The sequence below is a fragment of the Kitasatospora paranensis genome, assembly GCF_039544005.1.
Lineage (GTDB): Bacteria > Actinomycetota > Actinomycetes > Streptomycetales > Streptomycetaceae > Kitasatospora > Kitasatospora paranensis.
In genome coordinates this window covers 895,945-912,946 of record NZ_BAABKV010000001.1, presented here as the reverse complement: position 1 = coordinate 912,946, position 17,002 = coordinate 895,945, and the positions used below count along the sequence as shown (strand labels likewise).

Below are 17,002 nucleotides of genomic sequence, written 5' to 3'. Positions count from 1 at the left end.
CCTCGGCGGCGCGCCGCGAGCCTCCGCCGCCGTCCGGGCCGCAGGGGGTCAGCGGGCGAGGCGGCCGAGCAGGGCGGAGGCGGCGGCGATGCCGAGCGCCGCGGCGACGAGCAGGACGCCGAAGTCCGCGCCGAGTCGGGCGGGGGTGCCCAGCAGGAGCCCGCGCAGGGCGTCGACCTCGTAGCTGAGCGGGTTGACCCGGCTGACGGCCTGGAGCCAGCCGGGCATCACCGCGACCGGGTACAGGGCGTTGGAGGCGAAGAACAGCGGCATGGTGATGGCCTGGCCGATGCCCATCAGACGGTCCCTGGTCAGCACGATGCCGGCGATCGACATCGACAGGCAGGAGAAGAAGGCCGATCCGAGCACCACCGCGGCCGCCACGCCCGCGAGCCGCAGCGGGTTCCAGGTCATGGAGACGCCGAGGAGGGCGGCGATCACCACCACCACCGCGGCCTGCACGAGGGCCTTCACCCCGGCGGCGAAGGCCTTGCCGGTGACGAGGGCGGCGCGCGGTGTCGGGGTGACCAGGAGTTTGGTGAGGACCCCGGAGTCCCGCTCCCAGATGATCATGATGCCGTAGAAGATCGCGATGAACATGGCCGACTGCGCGATGATCCCGGGGGCGAGGTAGTCCAGGTACGGGATCCCGCCGGTGGGCACGGCGTGGATCCGGGTGAAGGTCTCGCCGAAGATCAGCAGCCAGAGCGCGGGTTGGACGGCGCGGGTGTAGAGCTCGGTCCGGTCGTGGCGGAGCTTCTGCAGCTCGACCGCGCACATCGCCAGCATCCGCGCGGGCACCACCCGCCAGGCCGGACGGGCCGGGGAGGGGTGAGCAGCAGGGACAGCTCCGGGCCCGGTCCGCCGGCGCCGGCCTCAGCCGACCCGGGACGCCGTACGACGGGTGCTTCTGACATCGCGGAAGTCGCCTCCTTCCTCGGTCCCGCCCCCGCCGGCCAGGGCGCTGCCGGCGTAGTGGCGGAAGACGTCCTCCAGGGTGGGCGCACGCTCGGCGCCCTCGCGCGCGAGGCCCGCGCGCAGTTCGTCGGGTGTCCCGACGGCGCGGACGCGGCCGTGGTGCATCAGCCCGATGCGCGCGCAGTGCTCGTCCGCCTCCTCCATGTAGTGCGTGGTGACCAGGACGGTCATCCCGGTCGCCGCCCGGACCTGGTGGATCCGCTCCCAGACGCCGTCCCGGGCGATCGGGTCCAGCCCGATCGTGGGCTCGTCCAGGATGAGCAGGCGCGGGGCGCTGACCAGGGCCTGGGCCAGTTCGAGGCGGCGGACCATGCCGCCCGAGTAGGTACCGGCGAGCCGGTCGGCGGCGTCGCCGAGGTCGACGGCGCCCAGCGCCTCGGCGACCCGGGCGGCGCGTTCGCGGCGCGGCACGTCGAAGACCCGGGCGAACAGCGCGACGTTCTCCCGGCCGGTGAGGTTGGCGTCGGCGGACAGCTGCTGCGGCACATAGCCGAGCAGCCGGCGGACGGCCATCTGTTCGCGGGCGCAGTCGTGTCCGAACACCCGGACCATGTCCGGACGGACGGGCAGCAGGGTGGTGATGGCCCGGATCGCGGTGGTCTTGCCCGCGCCGTTCGGCCCGAGCAGGCCGAACACCTCGCCGGTGCGCACCTCCAGGTCGAGCCCGTCCACCGCCTTGGCGTCGCCGAACGCGTACTCCAGTCCGGTGCACCGGACGGCGGGAGCGCCGGTCACCGCGGCCGACGCGGGAGCGCCGGTCATCGCGGCCGACGCGGGAGCGCCGGTCATCGCGGCCGACGCGGGAGCGCCGGTGGCCGCGGGCGACGGCCCGGGCGGTGGTGCGGACGGTGGCGTGGCCGGTACGGCGTGCTCCGGCTTCATGGCGTGTCCCCTTCCTCGCGCAGGCCCTCCGCCAGGCGGCGCAGGGCGGGCAGGGCCGCCGCGAGGGCCTCGCGGTCGGCCGCGGACAGGTGGGCGAACTGCTCGCCGACCAGGGCGCGGCGGCGGGCGTCCCAGGCGCCGAGCCGGGCGACCGCGTCGTCGGTGGTGTGCAGCAGGGCGGCCCGGCGGTCCTCGGGGTCGGTCTCGCGGCGCAGCAGTCCGGCCGCCACCAGCTGGTTGACCAGGGTGGAGACCGAGTTGCCGGCGAGGTACAGCTCCTTGGCGGCGGCCGACACCCGGATGCCGGGGGAGGCCGCGACCAGGCGCAGCAGTTCGACCTGGGCGCCGCGCAGCCTCGGCACGGTCAGCCCGCGCCGGAGCCGTCTGCGCAGCAGCCGCTGGATGCCGACCAGTAGTTCGGCCAGATCGGCCGAGGGATCCTGAGTGGCCATGCCCCGATTTTAGCTCTCAGTGAGAGGCATTGTCACGGGGTCCGTCCCGGCGGTACTGCCGTGGGCGGCTGCCGGGTTCCGCCACCCAGGGGCCTTGATGCCGGATCACAGCTGCACTGAGTGCCGTCCCGGTCGGGACAGTGCTAAGTTCACGCCATGACCGACGCGAAGAACGCCGGCGCGGAGACCGCGGCCGCCCCTGCGAAGCCCGCCATGCGGGACTCCCTGATCGCGGCGGCCTTCCGGCTGTTCCTGGAACGCGGCTACGAGCAGACGACCATCGACGACATCGTCGCGCTCGCGGGCGTCGGCCGCCGCTCGTTCTTCCGCTACTTCCCGTCCAAGGAGGACGTGGTCTTCCCCGACCACGAGAAGTGCCTGGCCGACATGACCGCCTTCCTGGAGGCGAGCGAGGACGCCGACGACCCCGTCGTCCGGGTCTGCGACGCGGCCCGCCTGGTCCTGCGGATGTACGCCGAGAACCCCACCTTCTCCGTGCAGCGCTACCGCCTCACCAAGCAGGTCCCCGGCCTGCGCACGTACGAGCTCTCCGTCGTCTGGCGGTACGAGCGGACGCTCGCCGCCTACCTGCGCGGCCGGTTCGCGGCCCGCCGGGACGGCACCCTGCGCGCCGACGTCATCGCCTCGGCCGTGGTCGCCGCGCACAACCACGCCCTGCGGGCCTGGCTGCGCGCCGACGGCGTGGGCGACGCCTCGGCGGAGATGGACCACGCCCTCGACTACGTCTCGCGCGCCTGGACCTCGAACGCGCCGGCCGGTGACGCGCCGGCCGAGGAGGAGGACGACGTGGTCGTGGTCATCACCCGGCGGCGCACCCCGATGTGGCGGGTGGTCAGGGACGTGGAGGCCGGCCTCGGCCGCGAGTGAGACGGACCCGGGCCCCGCGGCGGCGGCCCGGGAAGGCGGAAACGGCGGAGCCGGCCGGCAGGTGCAGTACCTGCCGGCCGGCTCCGCCGTTTCACCCCGGTGTCGGGGTCAGCGTCCCGCCTCGGCGGTGAGCTGGGGGAGGACGGTGAAGAGGTCGCCGACCACGCCGTAGTCGACGAGTTCGAAGATCGGGGCCTCGGGGTCCTTGTTGACCGCGACGATGGTCTTGGAGGTCTGCATGCCGGCGCGGTGCTGGATGGCGCCGGAGATGCCCGCGGCGACGTACAGCTGCGGGGAGACCTGCTTGCCGGTCTGGCCGACCTGGTTGGTGTGCGGGTACCAGCCGGCGTCGACCGCGGCCCGGGAGGCGCCGACGGCCGCGCCGAGCGCGTCCGCGAGGTCCTCGACCACGCCGAAGCCCTCGGCCGCGCCGACACCGCGCCCGCCCGAGACCACGATCGCGGCCTCGGTCAGCTCCGGGCGGCCGGAGGAGACGCGCGCGGTGCGGGAGACGACCGTGGCGGCGTTCCCGGTGAACTCCACCGTCACCGTCTGCACGGTGCCGGCGGCCGGGGCCGCCTCCGGGGCGGTGGAGTTCGGCTTGACGGTGATGACCGGGGCGCCGGTGGTGACGGTCGACTTCACCTGGAAGGAGGCGGCGAACACCGACTGGGTGGCGACCGGGCCGGCGGCGCCCTGCTCCAGGTCGACGGCGTCGGTGATGATGCCCGAGCCCAGGCGCAGCGCGACGCGGGCGGCGATCTCCTTGCCCTCGCCGGAGGAGGTGACCAGGACGGCGGCGGCGTCGTTCGCCCGGGCGATCTGGGTGAGCGCGTCGACCTTGGGGACGACGAGGTGCCCGGTGAACTCGGGGCCGTCGGCGACGTACACGGTGGCGGCACCGTACTCGGCGGCCTTGGCGGCGATCGCCGCGGCGGCGTCGCCGGCGCCCAGGACGACCGCGGCGGGCTCGCCGATCCGGCGCGCCAGGGTCAGCAGTTCGAGGGCCGGCTTGCGGACCACACCGTCGGCGTGGTCCACGAGAACCAGGATCTCAGCCATGGTTTGTTGCTCCTGATCGATCGTGGGATGCGCGGTGGGCGGGTCAGATGAACTTCTGCGCGGCGAGGTAGGCGGCCAGCTGCTTGCCGCCCTCGCCCTCGTCCTTGACGACGGTGCCCGCGGTGCGGGCCGGGCGGGCGGTGACGTCCTCGACCTTCGTCCAGGAACCCCCAGGCCGACCTCGTCCGCGTCGATGCCCAGGTCGTCCAGGTCCCAGGCCTGCACCGGCTTCTTCTTCGCGGCCATGATGCCCTTGAAGGAGGGGTAGCGGGCCTCGCCCGACTGGTCGGTCACCGACACCACCGCCGGCAGCCCGGCCTCGACCAGCTCGGTCGCCGCGTCGCCGTCACGACGGCCCCGGACCACACCGCCCTCCACCGACACCTCGGACAGCAGGGTCGCCTGCGGCACACCCAGCCGCTCCGCCAGCAGCGCCGGCAGCACACCCATCGTGCCGTCCGTCGACGCCATCCCGCACACCACCAGGTCGAACCCGGTCTTCTCCAGCGCCTTCGCCACCACCGCCGACGTGCCGATCACGTCCGAGCCGTGGATGTCGTCGTCGTTCACGTGCACGGCCTTGTCGGCACCCATCGACAACGCCTTGCGCAGCGCGTCCTTCGCATCGTCGGGACCCACCGTCAGCACGGTCACCTCGGCATCCCCGGACGCCTCCGCGATCCGCAACGCCTGCTCCACGCCGTACTCGTCCAGCTCCGACAGAAGGCCGTCCACACCCTCCCGATCGGTGGTGGTGTCATCCGCGAAGCGACGGTCACCGGTCGCATCGGGCACGTACTTCACACAGACAACGATCCTCAAGGTCATCGTGCCTGCTCCTTTCTGAGGTGGTGGAGGGGGTGGTTACGGGAGGTTGCGGGCCATGACGATGCGCTGGACCTGGTTGGTGCCCTCGTAGATCTGGGTGATCTTGGCGTCGCGCATCATCCGCTCGACGGGGTAGTCGCGGGTGTAGCCGTAGCCGCCGAGGAGCTGGACGGCGTCGGTGGTGATCTCCATCGCGGCGTCGGAGGCGTAGCACTTGGCGGCGGCGCCGAAGAAGGTGAGGTCGCTGTCGGTGCGCTGGGAGCGGGCGGCGGCGGCGTAGGTGAGCTGGCGGGCGGCCTCCAGCTTCATGGCCATGTCGGCGAGCATGAACTGGACGCCCTGGAACTCGGCGATGGCCTTGCCGAACTGCTTGCGTTCCTGGACGTAGCCCTTGGCGTAGTCGAGGGCGCCCTGGGCGATGCCGACGGCCTGGGCGGCGATGGTGACGCGGGTGTGGTCGAGGGTCTTCATGGCGGTGGCGAAGCCGGTGCCCTCGGCGCCGATCATGCGGTCGGCGGGGATGCGGACGTTGTCGAAGTAGACCTCGCGGGTCGGGGAGCCCTTGATGCCGAGCTTCTTCTCCGGGGCGCCGAAGGAGACGCCCTCGTCGTCCTTCTCGACCACGAACGCGGAGATGCCGCGGGAGCGCAGGGCGGGGTCGGTGACGGCCATGACGGTGTAGAACTCGGAGACGCCGGCGTTGGTGATCCACCGCTTGACGCCGTTGAGGACCCAGGAGTCGCCGTCGCGCACGGCGCGGGTCCTCATCCCGGCCGCGTCGGAGCCGGCCTCGGGCTCGGACAGGCAGTAGGAGAACATGCCCTCGCCGCGGGCGAGCGCGCCCAGGTACTTGGCCTTGAGCTCCTCGGAGCCGGAGAGCTGGACGGGCAGCGAGCCGAGCTTGTTGACCGCGGGGATCAGCGAGGACGAGGCGCAGACCCGGGCGACCTCCTCGATGACGAGCACGGTGGCCAGCGCGTCCGCGCCCGCGCCGCCGTACTCCTCGGGCACGTGCACCGCGTGCAGGTCGTTGGCCTGCAGCGCGTCCAGCGCCTCCTGCGGGAACCGGCCCTGCTCGTCGACGTCCGCCGCGAACGGGGCGATCTTCGCCTCGGCGAGCGCGCGCACCGACTCACGGAGCATGTCGTGCTCCTCGCTGAGCCGGAAGAGGTCGAAGTCCTTGCTCATGGTCTGGCGCTCCAGTCCGCCCCGCGCCGGTGGGCTGCGAAGCATGATCCAGGCTTGTAGGGAACTCAGTTCCCCTAATAGAACACACTCTGTGCCACGTGCGCCAGTCCCGACGCCCGTGACGTGGGAGTGTCGGTCGTGTCGCGGCCACCGGTGGCACGTGGAGCCACTCCTCGCCCGGCCATGGCACCGAGTGCCTTTACAGAGGGCACTCAGTGCCATAGCCTGAATCGGCGCCGCCGGGCGCCTCGGACTCCGCCCTCGCACAGGGAGATGAACCGTGCTCCAGCTGATTTCCGACCGTACGTCGGCCTCCGTCGCGGAGCGCGACGACACCACCCCGCAGCTGTACTTCCAGCGCTGCCGCTGGTGCGGCACCGCGATGTACCAGCGCCTGCTCTGCACCGGCTGCGGCTCCACCGATCTGGAGGCCGAGCGCAGCGCGGGCGAGGGTGTGCTCTGCGTCCATCGCAACGTCACCGCCGGGGCGGACCGCTGGCCCGTGCGGATGGCCGAGGGTTTCGTCGTGCGCTGCCGCGTGCTCGGCACCCGTGACGCCGTCCGGCCCGGTGTCCGCGTCCGGCTGGCGGGGGAGGCGGAGGCCGGGGCGGAGCCGGTGGTCGAACCGTGCGACATTCCCGAGCCGCCGCCGTGGAGCTACTGACGCGGCACGTCGGCGCGGCCCTCCGGGGAGTCGTGCCGCGGCGGGCGCTCAGGCCCGGGTGGCCGGGATGTCGCCGAATTCGCGCACGGCGTCCGCCACGATCGCGTTCAGCCGGCCGTGGTGGGCGCCCCGCCAGTAGACCTGCCCGCAGTCCTCGCAACGGGCGAAGACGTCGAACGACCGCTCGGTGCCGGCCGCCAGCTCGTCGTGCACCGACTCCTTGGTCGCCTCGCGCAGCGAGCCGTTGCACGCGGTGCAGCGCGTCCACGGCGCCAGCGGCGGTGCGAAGCGGGAGAGTACGTCCCGGAGCTGCTCCTCGGGGCGGTGGCTGTAGACGTACCCGCCCGCCCACAGCTCCCGGCGGCGCAGCAGCCCGCGGTCGCGGGACAGCATGACGCGCTGCTCGGCGGCCGAGCGGGCGGCCAGCGCGGGATCGCCGATGTCGATGCTCTCGTAGGCGGTGTCCACGCCGAGCAGCCTCAACTGCCGTGCGAGCTTGCCCAGGTGGACGTCGAGCAGGAACCTCGCGGGCCCGGGGAGCGGCTGCGGCCGGGAGACCGCCAGGACGGTGACGGCCTCGCCGCCGCGCGGGATGTGCGAGGTGGGCACCGGGGAGCCGTCCAGGAGCAGCGCTCCGACCTCCGTCAGCGGGACGCCCAGCGACTCGACGAGGTGGCCGAGCGTGGCTGCGCCGTCGATGCGGACGGCCGGCCGTTCGGCGCGCTCCGCGCCGCCGACGAACACGTGCAGGTCCGGGGCGAAGGCGACGGCGATCTCGGGTTTCTCCACAGGGTCAGCATGCCAGCGGCCCACCCGGCGCCGCCATCACCTTCCGCGGGCGCGGCCGGGCGGCCGCCCGCGCGGGCACCGAGTGCCCCCGCGGGCGGCCGCAGCGGCCCGGCCCGGTCGCCGTGGTGCCGCCGGTCAGCCGGTGGCGCCGACGTACAGGGCGATGGCGTCGCCCGCGCCGACGGTGGCGGTGAAGGTGCCGCCGGAGCCGATCGTGTAGGTGGTGCCGCTGCAGCCCCCGCCGCTGGTCGGATCGGCGTGCTGGACGTCGCAGTAGGTGCCGGCGGGCAGCGAGGTCTGGAAGGTCTGGGTGATCGAGCCGCTCTCGTGGTTGATCGCGACGTAGCCCTTGCTGCCGCGGCCGAAGGCGATGGCGTTGTTGCCGTTGGACCACCAGTTGGTCACCGCCGTCCCGGTGACCGCGTTGCGGAAGCCCACCATGTTGGCGATCTGCCGCCACTTGTGCTGGCACTTCCAGCCGTCGGCGTAGCAGGCGTTGACGGTGCCGCCGTTCGGCGGTCCGGCGTCGATGTCGGAGAACTCGTAGCCGGAGTAGACGTTGGGCGAGCCGTAGGGCCAGGCCAGCAGGTACACGTTGGCCAGCGTGTAGGTGTTGCCGTACTTGTAGTTGAGGGTGGAGCCGTTCCGCTCGGTGTCCCAGTTGTCGGTGAATGTCCGTGCGTTGGCGCTCGGCAGGTAGCCCGCGCCCCAGGACTCGCCCCAGTTGCTCAGGTAGGCGAGCTTCTCGGCGGTGAAGATCCGCTTGAGGTCGTAGGCGCCCATGAACTCGTCGACGTCGCCGGTGCCGGTGTACTCGCCCGGCTGGACGGCCTCGCCGGCGCCGTAGATGACCTCCTGGGCCCAGTAGATGCCCGGGTTGCTCAGCTTGCCCTTGATCGCGGCCAGGTCGGTGGCGGCGATGTGCTTGGCCGCGTCGACCCGGAAGCCGTCGACCCCCATCGATATCAGGCTGTTGAGGTAGCCGGCGATCGTGGAGCGGACGTAGTCGCTGCCGGTGTCCAGGTCCGCGAGCCCGGACAGCTCGCAGTTCTGCACGTTGGAACGGTCGGCGTAGTTGCTGATCGGCTGCCGGCAGGAGTGGAAGTCCTGTGTCTGGTAGTAGCCGGGGTAGTTGTACTTGGTGTAGACGGTGCCCCCGGTACCGGTGCCCGAGCCGGCCGACATGTGGTTGATCACCGCGTCCGTGATCACCTTGACGCCCGCCGAGTGGCAGGTCGTGACCATGGCCTTGAACGCGGTCGCGTCGCCGAGGCGGCCGGCGATCCGGTAGCTGACGGGCTGGTAGGACGTCCACCACTGCGAGCCCTGGATCTGCTCCTGCGGCGGTGACACCTCGACGTAGCCGTACCCCTTGGGGCCGAGGGTCGCGGTGCACTCCTTGGCGACGGACGCGTACGTCCACTCGAAGAGGGTGGCGGTGACCGTCCGGCTGCCGGGGGTCGTGGCCTCGGCGGCGGGGCCGAGGACGAGCCCGGCGCCGAGGGGGACACCGAGGACGGCGGCGGCGGTCAGGGCTGCGGCGGTGCGCGGCCGCCGGCGTCTGTGCCGCGGCGTGGGGGTGGGTTCGGCCACGATGTCTCCTCGGGGTGGGGGCAGCCGGAGGCTGGGCGGAGATACGTGACTGCGCAAGGCCATTCACGGTCTTGCCGCAATCATGGTGAAACTTGCTGGAAACTTTCTGTTCGCCGAAGGTAGGCCCTTGTCCAGGCGCCGTCAATACTCTGCGGTCACCCGACGGGCCGACAGGAGTCCCGGGACGCACGGCCGCTAGCCCCGGCGGTGCCGGTGCCGGTACGTCAGACGCCGCCGACCCGGTCGCGGGGCCGTGTCGTACGGTTGCCCTGCGCGGACGCCGTCCGCGCCGACGAACAGCACCGTCCCGCCAGGAGGCGCCCGCGTGGACCGGCCCACCGACCCGCAGGCACACCCGCGGCGCGACGCCCCGGCCCCACGGACGCCGGCTGCCCTCGTCGCCGGCGTGGACGTCGGCGGGACGGGCGTCCGCGTCGCGCTGGCCCGCCCGGACGGCACCGGCGGCCTGACGCCGGCCGCACGGACGGAGATCACGGCCCCGACCCGGACGGGCGCCCGGGGCATCGACGCCGGCGCGCTGCTGGCCGTCCTGCTCCCGGCCCTGGAGGGCCTGCTGGCCGAGACCGGCGCCGGCACGGTGGACACCCTGGCCGTCGGCGCCACCGGCATGGCCACCCTCGGCGCCGACCTCGCGGCCCGCCTGCCCGAACCGCTCGCCCGGCGCTCCGGCGCCCACCGGCTGGTGCTCGCCGCCGATGCCGTCGCCGCCTATGCGGGTGCGCTCGGGGAGCGGGCCGGCGTGGTGGTCGCGGCGGGCACCGGCATGATCGCCCTCGGCACCGACCTCGCCACCGGCTGGCACCGCTCCGACGGATGGGGGCACCTGCTCGGCGACTGCGGCGGCGGAGCCTGGCTGGGCCGGGCCGCCCTCGACGCGGCCCTGCGCGCCCACGACGGCCGCCCCGGCGGGTCCACGGCGCTGCTCGCCCGGGCGGTCGAGCGGTTCGGCCCGCCGGAGGGGTTCCCGGCCGCCGTCCAGCTGCGGCCCGATCGGGCGGCGCTGCTGGCCTCCCTGGCGCCGGCGGTCGCCGACTGCGCCGTGGCGGGCGACCCGGTGGCCGTCGGCATCCTGGACCGCGCCGCCGAGGAGATCGCCGGCACGGCCGTGGCGGCTGCCGCAGGCCTCGACGCGCCGTCGATCGCCCTGACCGGCCGACTGTTCGAGCTGCCGGGCCTGCGGGCCGCGGTCGCCGGCCGCCTGGCGGCCCTGCTGCCCGAGGGCCGCCTCCATCCGTCGGAGGGCGATCCGCTGATGGGCGCGCTGCGGCTCGCCGCGGCCGTCGACCGCGGCGCCTCACCTTGGCCGGAGGTGCCGCCGCTGCTGCGGCTGATCAGCTGCGGGTAGCGGGTGGCCGGTAGCGGGTGCCCGGTCGGCGGCCGGGCGTGGGACGTCCGTGGATTCGCCGTCGTGCGGCCAGGCGGGTCCGACACGGCGGCGGCGGGGCCCACCTGTAGGCTGCGGTCGGTTTCTACAGGTATGTCGTAGTTCAGTGAGATCCGCGGACCGGCTCCGATCCCGGGCCGCACGGGCCGCCGGACGGCACGGCCGGGGGCCACGGGCCGGGCGGGACCGGCCGCGGGCGGCTCCCGCGGACATCGGCGCAGGGGAGTGGGGACGTACATGGCGGACACCGGATCCGGCCGCCCGGCACCGACCGGCGGCACCGTCCGACGTCGTCGCCGGGCGCTGGTGGTCTGGTCGGTCGTCGGCACGGTGGTCGTCGCCGCCCTGGCCGGCGGCCTGCTGTACGAGCGGCTGAACGGCAGCATCCACACCTTCTCCGGCGACGGTGTCAGCCGGGACCGCCCGGTCGCGGCCGGGCCGGACGCCGACGGCCGCACGCCCGTCAACGTCCTGCTCATCGGCTCCGACTCGCGCGACGGCGCCAACCGGGACCTGGGCGGCGGTGAGGTCGGCGGTGCCCGCTCCGACACCACGATCCTGCTGCACGTCTACGCCGACCACCGGCACGCCGTCGGGGTCTCGATCCCCCGTGACGCCCTGGTCGACATCCCGTCCTGCCGCCTGCCCGACGGCGGGTGGACGGCGCCCCGCACCGGGGAGATGTTCAACAGCGCCTTCTCCCTCGGCGACAGCGGCCGGGGCAACCCGGCGTGCACCCAGAACACCGTGGAGCAGCTGACCGGGCTGCGGATCGACCACACCGCGGTGGTCGACTTCCGGGGGTTCGCCGCCATGGCCGATGCGGTCGGCGGCGTCGAGGTCTGCCTGCCGCACGCCGTCACCGAACGTGACCTGGACCCGGGCCTGCCCTACCAGGGCCGGGAGATCTTCGCCGCCGGCCGGCAGCGGGTCGCGGGGCAGTCCGCCGTGGACTACGTCCGGCTGCGGCACGGCCTCGGGGACGGCTCCGACATCGGCCGGACGAAGCGGCAGCAGGCCTTCCTCTCGTCCCTGCTGCGCCAGGTCAAGGGGGCGGGGATGGATCCGGCGACCCTGCTGCCGCTCGCCGAGGCGGCCTCCCGGGCGCTCACCGTCGACCCCGGCCTCGGTTCAGTGCAGAAGCTGGTGTCGTTCGCCGCCTCGCTGCGCAACCTCCCGCTGCACGACGTGGCCTTCGTCACCGCGCCCTGGCGCTACCAGGGCGCTCGGGTCGCCCTGCTCCAGCCGGACGCCGACCGGCTCTGGCGGGCCCTCAGGGCCGACCGCGCCCTCGACGCGCCGGAGGCCCCGGGGCCGCCGCGCAAACGGCCGCCCCCACCGCCGGGGCCGTCCCGCCGACCGCCGCCGCCCCCGCCGACACCGTCCCGGCGGACCCGGCGGACCCGGCGGACCCGGCAGTCACGGCGGCCGGCGGTATGTCCACCCCGGCCCCCGCGGCCCCGAGCGGGCCCGGCCGCGCCCCTCGTACCGCCGACACCGACCTCTGCGCCGACGTCAGCTACGGCTGACCGGCCTCCGTATCGACCTCGCCCCGGACGGGGGAGTTCCAGGCCGCCCGGGGGCAGGTGCAGGAAGAGGCGATCCTCCGCATCCCGACCCACCGTGCCGGAGAGCGCCGGTGTGTCCGGGGTGACCCCCCCGGACAGGGCGGGTTCCGCCACCGGTCCGGCACACTGGAAGCAGGGCGGCGGGGCCGGGAGACCGGCACGCGCCCGGGCGGGCCGCCGGCGAGCGGCGCGGGGAGCCGCAGGAACGCGGGGGAGCACCGGGGGCGGGGGGACCGAGCCGACATCCGGGAGACACCGCACATGAGCAGCAAGCCCACCGACCGCCGCAGCCGGATAGCCGCCGAGCAGGCCGCCGAGGCCCGGCGCGAGCGCCGCAACCGGCTGCTGGTGCGCGGCGGCATCGCCGCCGCCGCGCTGGCGCTGGTGGGCGGGATCACCGCTCTCGTCGTGACGACCAACGACCACGGTTCGGGAGGCGGCGCCGCGGCCACCGCGACCGCCACCGCCACCGCCATCCCGTCCCAGCCGCGGACGACCGCCGAGGGCCGCACCACACCTCCGCCGTGGCCGGCGCCGGAGGGTTCCGGCGCCGCGACGGCTGTGGCGGCGGCCGGGCTGCCCATGCTGAGCGCGGAGGGAACGGCCCTCCACATCCACGCCCACCTCGACGTCTTCGCCGACGGCAAGGCCGTGACCGTCCCGGCGCTGGTCGGCATCGACGAGCAGAGCCAGCAGATCAGCCCGCTGCACACCCACGACACCACCGGCGTGATCCACATCGAGTCCCCCGTCCAGGCGGACTTCACGCTCGGGCAGTTCATGACCGAGTGGCAGGTGTCGATGTCCGCGGACCACCTCGGCGGTCTGAAGACGGACGCGGACCACACCCTGACCGCCTACGTGAACGGCAAGGCCGTGACCGGGGACCCGGCCGCGATCAAGCTGGGCGCGCACGACGAGATCGCGCTGGTCTACGGCACCGCGGCCGAGAACGCCAAGGTCGCCGTGCCGGGCTCGTTCGCCTTCCCGTCGGGGCTGTGACCCTGCCGTCCCGGCGGCCCGGATCCCCCTGATGCCTCGGCCGGGCGGTGGCCCGGATCCGGTGCCGCGCTACCCGTGGCAGCCCGGGCCGGCTGCGGGCGCACCGGCGGCCGCGACGAGCCCTGCGGCGAGGACGAGAATGCCGACGGCCGTCACCGCGTACGCCGCGACCTGCGGATCCCGGAAGCGGGTGAGCAGGCCCGACCGCGAGGCCAGGTAGGCGCAGAGGGCGCCGGTGCCGAGCTGCAGCAGGAAGCAGGCGGGCAGGATCAGCACCAGGGCCGTCCGCGGCCCGGCCTCGACGCGGTCGAGGCAGCCCGTCCAGCGGTGGGCGATCGCCGAGATCGTCCACACCGAGGCGACGGCCGCCACCACGGCGCCCACCAGGCCCGTTCTGACGCGGCTCATCCGCCCCCTGTTGCTCACGGCTCCGCCGTCCCGGGCCGGTCGGCCCGACGGCGGAGCGATTCTAGGGCCTGCCGGAGGGGGTCGTGCGCCCAGGCCCGAGGCCCGCCGCGCCGGGAGCGCAACGGGCCTCGGGCCCGAACAGTGCGTGCGGTTCCTCCCCGCAGGGCCCGGGACGGGCCGGTGGGTCGGGTCTGCCGGGGGTCAGGTCTTCCGGCGGGACCAGACGGGCGCGACGACCGCGACCAGCAGGACGGCGAAGCCGACCTGCAGCAGATGGCGGATCCAGTCGATGCCCGAGGTGTGGCGCACCCCGATCCAGCCGGACACCGCGTTGCCGAGCAGGGCGCCGGCGGCGCCGAGCAGCATGGTGAGCCACCAGGGGATGGACTGGGGGCCGCGCAGGATGAGCTTGGCCAGCACGCCGAGGATGAACCCGATCAGCAGAATCCAGAGCAGTTGGAACACGATGACCTCCGGTCCGTCGCCGGCGCCGCCGAGACCTCGCCGGTCGGCTGCGTGATCACCAGCATCACCCGGCGCGTCGCATTCGGCACGCCGGGGCCGGTGGGGGCGCGACCTGCCGGGACGCGTCCTGCGGCCCCGGCGCGCGCCGGGTCGGCCGGTGTCCGCGCCGTGCGGTGGGGCCCGTGTGGCGGGGTGCCGCGCGGGGGAGGCTTCCGGAGGGGCGTACCGCCTCGGCGCAGCGGGCCGAGGGAAGGGAGTCCGGCCATGGAGTGCTACGACTGCTCGACCGCAGGGCGCACCCGGACGGCCGTCGCCGTCTGTCACCACTGCGGTGCGGGCCTCTGCGGGGACCACGTGCGGGTGGTGGCCGACGCCGTCCACCACCTGAGCGGCACGGGAGCCTCGACCGCGCCGCAGCCCGCCCGCCGGATGGCCTGCCGGACCTGCGCCCCGGCCGAGGCCCTGGGCTGACGCCCGGCACCCCCTCCAGCTACCCCCTCCCGGGCATCGTGTCCCCGGCTGCGCCCGACGGGAGTGGCGTTACAGTCGCCCTGACAGATCGACACCAGGAGGGTCCGTGCCGTACGTCGTCGACTTCGTGAACGTGTCCACCGTCGGCCTGGAGTCGTCTCCGGTCGCGGAGTCCCTCGCCGGCCTGCGCGCCAACGAGGCGCGCTACTTCAAGAACAAGTACGACCACGTCTTCACGGTCGATCCCGCCGACGAGGCGTCCGGGACGCTCGACTGGGTGCACCGCATTCTCGCCGAGGAGCGCGAGATCGTCATCGCGGCCCGCCCGCTGGAGGTCACTGCCTTCGAGGTGGAGGGCATCCGGATGGCCTACGTGTTCTACGAGTCCGGCCTGTCGGTCAACGTGATGTACAGCATCGAGGAGGGGGCGAAGCGCGCGGTCGGGTTCAAGCTCTCGGAGGGCATGGAAGTCCCCGAGGAGTTGGCCTCGCGCTTCAAGTTCGCGCGTCAGAAGTCGAAGCTGGCCGGCGAGATCCGCGGCTCCTACTTCGTGATCAAGGGCGAGTACTGAGCGGGCGACCACCGGCGGCCCGCACCACTCGCACCGCCCGGTCCGATCCCTTCGGGGACCGGACCGGTGCCGGTGCGTCCGGGCTCAGTCGAACAGGTCGGGGTCGGAGGCGGTGATCTGGTCCCACAGCGGGCGGGCCTGGAACCAGCCGGCCAGGTGGCTGCCGATCTGCCCGCGGGTGAGCAGCGCGGTCTCCCGGTCGATCAGCTTCGGTGTCCCGGCGGCCATCGCCAACAGCTGTGCCTGGCACGACCGTTCCATGGTGACGAACCACCAGACCGCCTCGGCCACCGACTCGCCGACCGTGAGCAGGCCGTGGTTCTGCAGGATGGCCGCCTTGCCGCTGCCGAGGGCGGCGGCGATCCGCTTGCCCTCCTCCAGTTCGTTGGCGACTCCGCGGTAGTCGCTGTAGACGGCGTGGTCCTCGAAGAACGCGCAGGCGTCCTGGGTGATCGGGGCGAGCGGGATGCCGAGGCTGGAGAAGGCCTTGCCGTGGAGCGAGTGGGAGTGCGCGGCGGCGACCGCGTCCGGGCGGGCCGCGTGCACCTGGGAGTGGATCACGAAGGCGGCCTTGTTGACCGGCCGGCGCCCGTGCAGCAGGTTGCCCTCGTGGTCGACGAGGATCAGGTCGGAGGCCTTGATCTGGCCGAAGGCCATCCCGAAGGGGTTGACCCAGAACCACTGCGGGTTCTCCGGGTCGCGCACGGTGATGTGGCCGGCGACGCCCTCGGAGAAGCCGAACCGGCCGAACAGCCGGAAGCCCGCCGCGAGTTGCTCCTTACGGTACTGCCGTTCGGCCTCCACCGAGTCGAAGGTCGGGGGAGTGGCAGCAGCACACCCTCCGGGACGGGGCCGACGGCGGCGGCCAGCGAGGACGGCAGCGGGGAGGTCATGGCGGGGCTCCAGAGGTCGGCGGCGGTGCGGACGCCCAAAAGATACATCCGTGTATCCGATGTGCCAATGCATCGGATGCATTCCTGTATGCGAGGGGACTCGGTATCGTGGCCGGTGATCACCCGCACCGAGACCGGGCCGCGTCCCGCCCCCGGCGGCCACCGTCCCGAATCCCGGCCGCCGCCCCGGCCGCCGCCCCGGCCGCCGCCCCGTCCCCGTCCCGAATCCGGAGAGCCGATGCCCAAGGGCACCACCAGCCGCCGTCCGCGCACCCGGGCAGCGCTGCTCCGGGCCGCGCTGGCGACCTTCGCCGAGCACGGCTTCGGTGCCGCCACCATCGAGCAGGTCTGTGCCCGCGCCGGCTACACCCGCGGCGCGTTCTACTCCAACTTCAGCAGCAAGGAAGAGCTGTTCCTCGCGCTCTTCGACGAGCACAGCGAACGGACCGTCCGCCGGATCGGCGAACGCATCGCCGCCGTCGCCGCCGAGGCCGACCTCACCGTCGATGCCCTGGTCGACGCCCTGGTCGAGATCGACCCCGCCGAGCGCGACTGGTACCTGGTCACCACCGAGTTCACCCTGCACGCCATCCGCGACCCGCAGGCCGCCTGGGTCCTCGCCCGGCACGACGCCCGGCTGCGCACCGAACTCGCCCGCGGACTCACCGCCCACCTCGCCCGCGCCGGCCGTACCCTGACGGCGGACCCGGACGAGGTCGCCCGCCTCCTGGTCGCCATCCGCGAGGGCGGCCTGGCCCAGAGCTACGTCGAACCCGATCTCCTGCCGCCCGGCCACCTCGAACGCCGCTTCCTCGCCCCCTGCTCACCGCCCTCACCGCACCCGCGGCACCGACGGCCGCGCCGGGGACGCCGGTGCCGTCCCCCGTGACCCGGA

Annotated in this window: 17 protein-coding genes and 2 pseudogenes; 8 read left to right on the top strand and 11 right to left on the bottom strand. The window is 73.9% G+C overall.

All coding sequences use genetic code 11. From position 1 onward, the window contains the following. Positions 1-48 precede the first annotated feature (48 nt). The 3 genes and pseudogenes from ABEB13_RS04750 to ABEB13_RS04740 all read right to left on the bottom strand — a co-directional run bounded on the left by ABEB13_RS04750 (position 49) and on the right by ABEB13_RS04740 (position 2,312). A pseudogene (locus ABEB13_RS04750) lies at positions 49-917 on the bottom strand (ABC transporter permease). Next, entirely contained in the window at positions 877-1,740 is an 864-nt protein-coding gene (locus ABEB13_RS04745) for an ABC transporter ATP-binding protein (protein WP_345709536.1), read from the bottom strand. Before ABEB13_RS04745 ends, ABEB13_RS04750 begins: the two are co-directional and overlap by 41 nt. Before the next feature lie 116 nt (positions 1,741-1,856). Further along, complete coding sequence (locus ABEB13_RS04740) at positions 1,857-2,312, bottom strand: MarR family winged helix-turn-helix transcriptional regulator (RefSeq protein ID WP_345704424.1); 456 nt, start codon at positions 2,310-2,312, stop codon at positions 1,857-1,859. Between the two features lie 213 nt (positions 2,313-2,525). Here ABEB13_RS04740 and ABEB13_RS04735 point away from each other — a divergent pair, with 213 nt between their 5' ends. Then, a complete protein-coding gene (locus ABEB13_RS04735) occupies positions 2,526-3,200 on the top strand; it encodes a TetR family transcriptional regulator (protein WP_100893123.1) in 675 nt (224 codons plus the stop codon). Between the two features lie 108 nt (positions 3,201-3,308). Here ABEB13_RS04735 and ABEB13_RS04730 read toward each other — a convergent pair whose 3' ends face one another. From ABEB13_RS04730 to ABEB13_RS04720, 3 genes and pseudogenes are all read right to left on the bottom strand, one after another. Further along, a complete protein-coding gene (locus ABEB13_RS04730) occupies positions 3,309-4,262 on the bottom strand; it encodes an electron transfer flavoprotein subunit alpha/FixB family protein (RefSeq protein ID WP_345704423.1) in 954 nt (317 codons plus the stop codon). A gap of 43 nt (positions 4,263-4,305) precedes the next feature. Then, positions 4,306-5,090 (bottom strand): annotated as a pseudogene (locus tag ABEB13_RS04725) (electron transfer flavoprotein subunit beta/FixA family protein). Positions 5,091-5,126: 36 nt separating this feature from the next. Further along, entirely contained in the window at positions 5,127-6,278 is a 1,152-nt protein-coding gene (locus ABEB13_RS04720) for an acyl-CoA dehydrogenase family protein (protein WP_345704422.1), read from the bottom strand. A gap of 280 nt (positions 6,279-6,558) precedes the next feature. Between ABEB13_RS04720 and ABEB13_RS04715 the strand changes: the two genes are divergently transcribed. After that, the gene (locus ABEB13_RS04715; RefSeq protein ID WP_345704421.1) at positions 6,559-6,942 is read left to right on the top strand and encodes a Zn-ribbon domain-containing OB-fold protein; all 384 of its coding nucleotides are present in this window, start codon (positions 6,559-6,561) and stop codon (positions 6,940-6,942) included. Between the two features lie 48 nt (positions 6,943-6,990). On the opposite strand, the gene ABEB13_RS04710 is transcribed toward ABEB13_RS04715, so the two are convergent. Then, positions 6,991-7,731, bottom strand: a complete 741-nt coding sequence (locus tag ABEB13_RS04710; RefSeq protein WP_345704420.1) for a Mut7-C RNAse domain-containing protein — start codon at positions 7,729-7,731, stop codon at positions 6,991-6,993. 135 nt (positions 7,732-7,866) lie between these two features. Continuing rightward, entirely contained in the window at positions 7,867-9,324 is a 1,458-nt protein-coding gene (locus tag ABEB13_RS04705; protein ID WP_380232683.1) for an alpha-amylase, read from the bottom strand. 325 nt (positions 9,325-9,649) lie between these two features. Here ABEB13_RS04705 and ABEB13_RS04700 point away from each other — a divergent pair, with 325 nt between their 5' ends. The 3 genes from ABEB13_RS04700 to ABEB13_RS04690 all read left to right on the top strand — a co-directional run bounded on the left by ABEB13_RS04700 (position 9,650) and on the right by ABEB13_RS04690 (position 13,299). Further along, on the top strand, positions 9,650-10,690 hold the full coding sequence (locus ABEB13_RS04700) for a BadF/BadG/BcrA/BcrD ATPase family protein (protein ID WP_345704419.1): 1,041 nt from the start codon (positions 9,650-9,652) through the stop codon (positions 10,688-10,690). Positions 10,691-10,966: 276 nt separating this feature from the next. Further along, positions 10,967-12,562 (top strand): LCP family protein, encoded by a 1,596-nt coding sequence (locus ABEB13_RS04695; protein WP_345704418.1) that lies wholly within the window; start codon positions 10,967-10,969, stop codon positions 12,560-12,562. Next, positions 12,559-13,299 (top strand): hypothetical protein, encoded by a 741-nt coding sequence (locus tag ABEB13_RS04690; RefSeq protein WP_345704417.1) that lies wholly within the window; start codon positions 12,559-12,561, stop codon positions 13,297-13,299. Before ABEB13_RS04695 ends, ABEB13_RS04690 begins: the two co-directional genes overlap by 4 nt. A 69-nt stretch (positions 13,300-13,368) precedes the next feature. Here ABEB13_RS04690 and ABEB13_RS04685 read toward each other — a convergent pair whose 3' ends face one another. Both ABEB13_RS04685 and ABEB13_RS04680 read right to left on the bottom strand, forming a co-directional pair. Next, positions 13,369-13,707, bottom strand: coding sequence for a hypothetical protein (locus ABEB13_RS04685; RefSeq protein WP_345704416.1), 339 nt, complete (start codon positions 13,705-13,707; stop codon positions 13,369-13,371). Between the two features lie 201 nt (positions 13,708-13,908). After that, on the bottom strand, positions 13,909-14,172 hold the full coding sequence (locus ABEB13_RS04680) for a GlsB/YeaQ/YmgE family stress response membrane protein (protein ID WP_345704415.1): 264 nt from the start codon (positions 14,170-14,172) through the stop codon (positions 13,909-13,911). Positions 14,173-14,436: 264 nt separating this feature from the next. On the opposite strand from ABEB13_RS04680, the gene ABEB13_RS04675 reads away from it, so the two are divergent. Further along, positions 14,437-14,643 (top strand): DUF2180 family protein, encoded by a 207-nt coding sequence (locus ABEB13_RS04675; RefSeq protein ID WP_100892017.1) that lies wholly within the window; start codon positions 14,437-14,439, stop codon positions 14,641-14,643. 106 nt (positions 14,644-14,749) lie between these two features. Beyond that, complete coding sequence (locus ABEB13_RS04670; protein ID WP_345704414.1) at positions 14,750-15,214, top strand: phage tail protein; 465 nt, start codon at positions 14,750-14,752, stop codon at positions 15,212-15,214. 84 nt (positions 15,215-15,298) lie between these two features. Here the strand turns inward: ABEB13_RS04670 and ABEB13_RS04665 are convergent, their stop codons facing one another. After that, positions 15,299-16,018 carry a class II aldolase/adducin family protein gene (locus ABEB13_RS04665; RefSeq protein ID WP_345704413.1) on the bottom strand — a complete coding sequence of 240 codons (720 nt, stop codon included), beginning with the start codon at positions 16,016-16,018 and terminating at the stop codon, positions 15,299-15,301. A gap of 327 nt (positions 16,019-16,345) precedes the next feature. Here ABEB13_RS04665 and ABEB13_RS04660 point away from each other — a divergent pair, with 327 nt between their 5' ends. Further along, positions 16,346-16,996: a TetR/AcrR family transcriptional regulator gene (locus ABEB13_RS04660; protein WP_345704412.1), complete on the top strand. Its 651-nt coding sequence runs from the start codon at positions 16,346-16,348 to the stop codon at positions 16,994-16,996. Positions 16,997-17,002: the final 6 nt, after the last annotated feature.

What these genes read in the sequence shown, in the direction of transcription:
- ABEB13_RS04745 (WP_345709536.1), bottom strand. Translation starts at nt 1,740, where the DNA reads ATGACCGGCGCTCCCGCGTCGGCCGCGGTGACCGGCGCTCCCGCCGTC.
- ABEB13_RS04740 (WP_345704424.1), bottom strand. Translation starts at nt 2,312, where the DNA reads ATGGCCACTCAGGATCCCTCGGCCGATCTGGCCGAACTACTGGTCGGC.
- ABEB13_RS04735 (WP_100893123.1), top strand. Translation starts at nt 2,526, where the DNA reads ATGCGGGACTCCCTGATCGCGGCGGCCTTCCGGCTGTTCCTGGAACGC.
- ABEB13_RS04730 (WP_345704423.1), bottom strand. Translation starts at nt 4,262, where the DNA reads ATGGCTGAGATCCTGGTTCTCGTGGACCACGCCGACGGTGTGGTCCGC.
- ABEB13_RS04720 (WP_345704422.1), bottom strand. Translation starts at nt 6,278, where the DNA reads ATGAGCAAGGACTTCGACCTCTTCCGGCTCAGCGAGGAGCACGACATG.
- ABEB13_RS04695 (WP_345704418.1), top strand. Translation starts at nt 10,967, where the DNA reads ATGGCGGACACCGGATCCGGCCGCCCGGCACCGACCGGCGGCACCGTC.
- ABEB13_RS04690 (WP_345704417.1), top strand. Translation starts at nt 12,559, where the DNA reads ATGAGCAGCAAGCCCACCGACCGCCGCAGCCGGATAGCCGCCGAGCAG.
- ABEB13_RS04685 (WP_345704416.1), bottom strand. Translation starts at nt 13,707, where the DNA reads ATGAGCCGCGTCAGAACGGGCCTGGTGGGCGCCGTGGTGGCGGCCGTC.
- ABEB13_RS04675 (WP_100892017.1), top strand. Translation starts at nt 14,437, where the DNA reads ATGGAGTGCTACGACTGCTCGACCGCAGGGCGCACCCGGACGGCCGTC.
- ABEB13_RS04660 (WP_345704412.1), top strand. Translation starts at nt 16,346, where the DNA reads ATGCCCAAGGGCACCACCAGCCGCCGTCCGCGCACCCGGGCAGCGCTG.